This is a genomic window from Mesorhizobium sp. M4A.F.Ca.ET.020.02.1.1, assembly GCF_004022645.1.
Classification (GTDB): domain Bacteria; phylum Pseudomonadota; class Alphaproteobacteria; order Rhizobiales; family Rhizobiaceae; genus Mesorhizobium.
On the sequence record NZ_RZOI01000462.1, the window covers coordinates 1 to 5,000 of the forward strand.

A 5,000-nucleotide genomic window follows, 5' to 3' on the forward strand; every position below is an offset into this window, starting at 1 on the left:
AATTCACGCTGATGCCCTTCGGCGGCCGCGGCCCGATGCTCGGCGCCATGACACGCTTCATGCCGAGTTCGCGGGCAAGGAAGGCGCCGAGCATCGGGCCGCCGCCGCCCCGGCGTGGCGGCGGCGCTGGGCGGGCTTGAGGCGGACCTGCGCGGGGATTTCATACGCACCATCTTCAGCCCGCTGACGGCTGCGTCGCTCCCCGAGATCCGCGAGGCCTTCGATGCTCTCGCGCAAGAGGGGCGCGACTGGCTCGCGGCGCAGGGGCACGACGCGGCGGCTGAGCTCACTCTCTCCTGCGACATGCGCTATCTCGGCCAGAGCTATGAGATCGAGGTCGTCCTTTCACCGCAATGGCTGGCGGGCGCCAACCCGGAGGCAATCAAGCAGGCCTTCCACCGCACTCATGAGCAGCTCTACGATTTTCACGACCCCGTGGGCGAGATCGAGCTTGTGAATGTCCGGCTGTCGGCGATAGGTGCCGGCCCGGCGCTCTCCTTTCCGGAGATCGACGAGATCGGCGCCGCCGCCATCCCGGCGCGCCGGCTCCCTGTCTACACCGGCGTGAGCGTCGAGACCGTTGACCTCCACCAGCGGCAGACCCTCGTGCCGGGCAGCACCTTCCGAGGGCCTGCCGTGGTCGTGCAGGAAGACACCACCTTCGCCATTCCCGCTGGTGCGCAGGCGCGCGTCGACCGCCACCTCAACCTTCTGCTGACCTTCGCGGAGTGACACCATGTTTGACCGGACAAACCTGCAGGTTCTGGCGAACCACGCCCGCGCGGCCGCCGAGAACATGGCCCACACGCTGCACCGCACTGCGCACTCCGCCTTCGTCAAGGAGACGCAGGATTTCACCGTGATGCTGATGGACCGTGCGGGGGCGACCTTCGCCGTGCCGATGGAACTCGGCGCCACGTGGTATCCGGGACTTTCCTACCACCGCGCGATCGCGATGGTCGACGACTACCGGCCGGGCGACGTCGCCTTCACCAACGATCCCTATTCGGGCCACGTCGCCACGCACGCCCCCGACACGCATCTGTGGAAACCGGTCTTCGTCGACGGCGAGATCGTCGCCTGGACCGGAGGTCACATCCACAACACCGACATGGGCGGGGCCGTGCCGGCTTCGCTCAGCCGGGCGCTGACCGAAATCCATCAGGAAGGCATCCGCTTCCCGCCGATGAAGCTGGTGCGGGAGGGCGTCTTCGACGAGACGATCCTGCGTATCATGAGCACCAATGTGCGCAAGCCCGACCTCAACATCGGCGACATCAAGGCGCTTGTCGGCGCGCTCAACACCGGCGAGCGCAAGATCCAGGCAATGGTGCGGAAGTTCGGCAAGGCCGGCTTCATCGAAGGGGTTGCCGCGCTTCTCGATCATGCCGAGGCGCAGGCGCGCGACGTGCTGCGCGCCATGCCCGACGGCACCTGGGAATTCGCCGATTACGCCGACGAGGATTCGGTCGAGGCCAATCCCTGCCGGCTGAAGCTGACGCTGACGATCAAGGGCGACGAGGCGGTGCTCGACTTCACCGGCTCCGATCCGCAGTTGGGCTCCTCGCTCAACGTGCCTTCAGGTGGCGACCCGCGCCACACCATGCTGCTGGTCGGCGTCTACTACGTGCTCTACACGCTCAACCCGAAGATCCTGCTCAACACCGGCCTTACCCGGCCGTTCACCTGCATCACTCCCGAGGGATCGGTGCTGAACCCGGTCCACCCCGCAGCCGTCGGCATGCGCTCGCTCACCTGCGCCCGGCTGCGCTCGGTCATCTTCGGCGCCTTCTCGCAAGCAGTGCCCGAGCGCCTGCCCGCGGCGCCGGCCGGCAACAACTGCATCGTCAACGTCATGACTGTCGACGAGCGCAGCAGCCGGACGGTCATCGCCGCGGTTAACCCGGTGGTCGGTGGCGGCGGTGCGATGCCGCATCGCGATGGCACCAACGGTTCGGGCGCCGATGCCGCCTATCTCAAGAACACGCCGATCGAAATCACCGAGACCGAGACCCCGGTCGAATTCGTGAAATACGGGCTCGCCAGGGACAGCGGCGGGGCGGGCCGCTGGCGCGGCGGGCTGGCGACCGAGATGGCCTTCCGCGTCTTCGCGCCCGACTCCAGGATCACGGCGCGCAACCGCGACCGCAGTTTTTTCCGTCCCTGGGGCGTGCTGGGCGGCAAGGCGGCCGGCCTGTCGGACATGGTCGTCAATCCGGGGACCGAGCACGAGCGGCGGCTGGGCAACATCGACACCGCGGTGCTGCAGCCCGGCGACCTGCTCGATATCCGCTCCGCCGGAGGCGGCGGGCGCGGCGATCCGCATCTGCGCGAACCCTGGCGGGTCGCACAGGACGTTCGGCGCGGCTATGTTTCGGAGGCATCGGCGGAGCGCGACTATGGCGTCGTCATCCGCGACGGCGAAGTCGACGAGCAGGCTACGGGGCAATTGCGCGCGCGGCACAAGCCGTCCGCCGGCCATTTCCATTTCGGTCCAGAGCGCGACGGCTACGAAGCGCAATGGACCCCTGCGGCATACGACCGGCTCACCGCCATACTGAGGGACCTGCCGATCCACTGGCGGTTCTTCGCCAAGACCGAGATCTTCCGCCGCATGAGAGGGCGCTCCGGGCCGGAGGGCGTGCAGGCGGCCTTCGATGCGGCGTGCGAACGGTTCCCCGAACTGCCGCGTCCTCGCCCGGTGCGAGAGGCCGCTGAATGATCAGCGCCGGCCGCATCGTCCGGCTGGCCGAGCGCGACCGGGTAGAGGTGAATTTCTTCCTCGATGGCGAGATGCGCAGCGCGCTGGCCGGCGATACGCTGCTGACCGCCATGCTGGCGTCGGGACAAGCCTTACGAAAGTCCGAGTTCGGGCCTGAACCCCGCGCGGGCTTCTGCCTGATGGGAGCCTGCCAGGATTGTTGGGTCTGGCAGGAAGAGGGGCCGCGCCTGCGCGCGTGCACAACCCCTATCGATGAGGGCATGCGGCTGCGCACGACGCCGCCGGAGAGCTGGCCGTGAGCGACGCTTCATCGCCGAAGATCGTGATCGTCGGCGCCGGTCCGGCTGGCATAAGGGCCGCGGCGGTGCTGGTCGAGGCCGGGCTGCACCCGATGGTGATCGACGAAGGCAATCGCGCCGGCGGTCAGATCTATCGTCGCCCACCGGACGGATTCGTCCGCACGCCGGGGCAGCTCTATGGCTCGGAGGCGGCGAAGGCGCGCTCGCTGCATGAACTGTTCGACCGGTTGGCCAAGGAGGGGCGCCTTACCCATTGCGCAGCGAGTTCGGTCATCGCCGCGCAGGAGGGACGGCTGCACGTGCTGGGGGAGGACGGCGTGCAGCTAGTCAACTATGACCGCCTGATCCTTGCCACCGGCGCATCCGATCGCGTCGCTCCGGTCCCGGGCTGGCAGAGCGCCGGCGTCTACAGCCTCGGCGCGGCGCAGATCGCGCTCAAGGCGCAGGGCGTGGCCCTCGGGCGACGGATCGTGCTGATCGGATCCGGGCCTCTCCTGACGCTGGTCGGTGCGCAACTCGTCAAGGCCGGAGCGGATGTGGTGGCGGTGCTGGATACATCACCCTGGCGCCAGCAGATGCGGGGATTCCGGGGGCTCGCCGCCCGGCCGCTGGTCGCGCTGCGCGGCCTGGCGCTGCGGGCGAGGCTCGGCGACCGTTACCATGCGGGCGTGACCCTCGAACTGATCGAGGTCGACGAACAAGGTGTCACCGCGATGCGCTGGCGCGACACCGGCGGCCGCGAACGCGTCACCCCGTGCGACATGATCGGCATGGGCTGGCACTTGCGGGCGGAGACGCATCTCGCGGACCTTGCGGGATGCGCCTTCGCGTATGACGAACAGTGGCGGCAATGGCTGCCGAAGACCGACGAGATGGGTCGCGCCGGGAATGGCGTCTACCTTGCGGGCGATGGGGTTCGGCTCCTGGGGGCGGACGGCGCGGAGATTGCCGGGCGCCTTGCGGCGGTGGCGTGCCTTGCCGATCTCGGGCAATCGGCGCCGTCAGCCAACGCCGATCTGCGCAAGCTCGCGCGGCTCGAGCGCTTCGCACGCGGTCTGGCCCGCGCCTTTCCCTGGCCGGAGGCGATGGCGCGGGTGCTCCCTGACGACGCGATTGTTTGCCGCTGCGAGAACGTGACTGCAGGAGACATACGCCAGGGTGTGGCTTTCGGCGGCGGTGAGGCTAACAGGGTGAAGTCGCTGTCGCGCGTCGGCATGGGGCGCTGCCAGGGGCGCTACTGCCAGTTGGCTGCCGTCGAGCTTGTTGCGGCACAGGCCGGCTGCACGCCCGGCGCCGTCGGCCGGTTTCGCGGACAGGCGCCCGTCCGACCGGCGCCTATTGGCGCTGTTCTGCGGAACGGCTGACGCAATTGCGGATGCCGCGCATTGATGAGGGTCAAATCCTAGAAATCGGCAACCTTGCCCCAGGCCGAAGCGTCGAAGCGGCGCGGGTCGTAGGATGTCGGATCGACGATCGGTTCCGAGCCGGTCACCAGATCGGCGACGAGATGACCGGCGCCGGGCCCGATGCCAAAACCGTGTCCCGAAAATCCGGCGGCGAGGAAGAAGCCCGCAACGCTATCGATCTCGCCGATGGCGGGCACGCCGTCCGGCGTGCTGTCGATGTAGCCGGCCCAGGCAGCGCTGATCTTCGTCTTTCTGAGGTCGGGCAGAAGTTCAAGCGCGCGGGCATGGGTCAGACGGATGGTGGCCCGGTCCGGAGCCGGATCGAGGATGCGCATGCGCTCCATCGGCGTCGGCTGGTCGAGCCGCCAGCGCTGCAGCGTTTCGTGCCCCGAGCGCACGCCTTGCAGTCCGCCGGGCGCGAGGCTGCGCCACCGCTTCAGAAACATGGGCAGGAACTGCGACGAGAAGCGCAACTGCTGCGGCGTCACGTCGACGCGGCCGCGCCCGCTGATGGCAAGCGTGTAGCCGCCGTCGCCGCGACGCGTGGCCGAGATCCTCGCCGTGTGCAGCGCA

5 protein-coding genes are annotated in these 5,000 nt (G+C 68.6%); 4 read left to right on the forward strand and 1 reads right to left on the reverse strand.

Features of this window, described 5'->3' with window-relative positions:
* Positions 1–114 precede the first annotated feature (114 nt).
* Genes EN742_RS24130 through EN742_RS24145 form a run of 4 tightly spaced genes read left to right on the forward strand, consistent with a single transcriptional unit; the run spans position 115 to position 4,385 of the window.
* Entirely contained in the window at positions 115–732 is a 618-nt protein-coding gene (locus EN742_RS24130; RefSeq protein ID WP_245492386.1) for a hypothetical protein, read from the forward strand.
* Positions 733–736: 4 nt separating this feature from the next.
* Positions 737–2,722 carry a hydantoinase B/oxoprolinase family protein gene (locus EN742_RS24135; protein ID WP_128333364.1) on the forward strand — a complete coding sequence of 662 codons (1,986 nt, stop codon included), beginning with the start codon at positions 737–739 and terminating at the stop codon, positions 2,720–2,722.
* Positions 2,719–3,021 (forward strand): (2Fe-2S)-binding protein, encoded by a 303-nt coding sequence (locus tag EN742_RS24140; protein WP_126058821.1) that lies wholly within the window; start codon positions 2,719–2,721, stop codon positions 3,019–3,021. The genes EN742_RS24135 and EN742_RS24140 overlap by 4 nt, the downstream gene beginning before the upstream one ends.
* A complete protein-coding gene (locus EN742_RS24145; protein ID WP_128333365.1) occupies positions 3,018–4,385 on the forward strand; it encodes an FAD/NAD(P)-binding oxidoreductase in 1,368 nt (455 codons plus the stop codon). The genes EN742_RS24140 and EN742_RS24145 overlap by 4 nt, the downstream gene beginning before the upstream one ends.
* 38 nt (positions 4,386–4,423) lie before the next feature.
* On the opposite strand, the gene EN742_RS24150 is transcribed toward EN742_RS24145, so the two are convergent.
* A partial coding sequence (locus EN742_RS24150; RefSeq protein ID WP_148670221.1) for an FAD-binding oxidoreductase occupies positions 4,424–5,000 on the reverse strand: 577 nt, incomplete at its 5' end.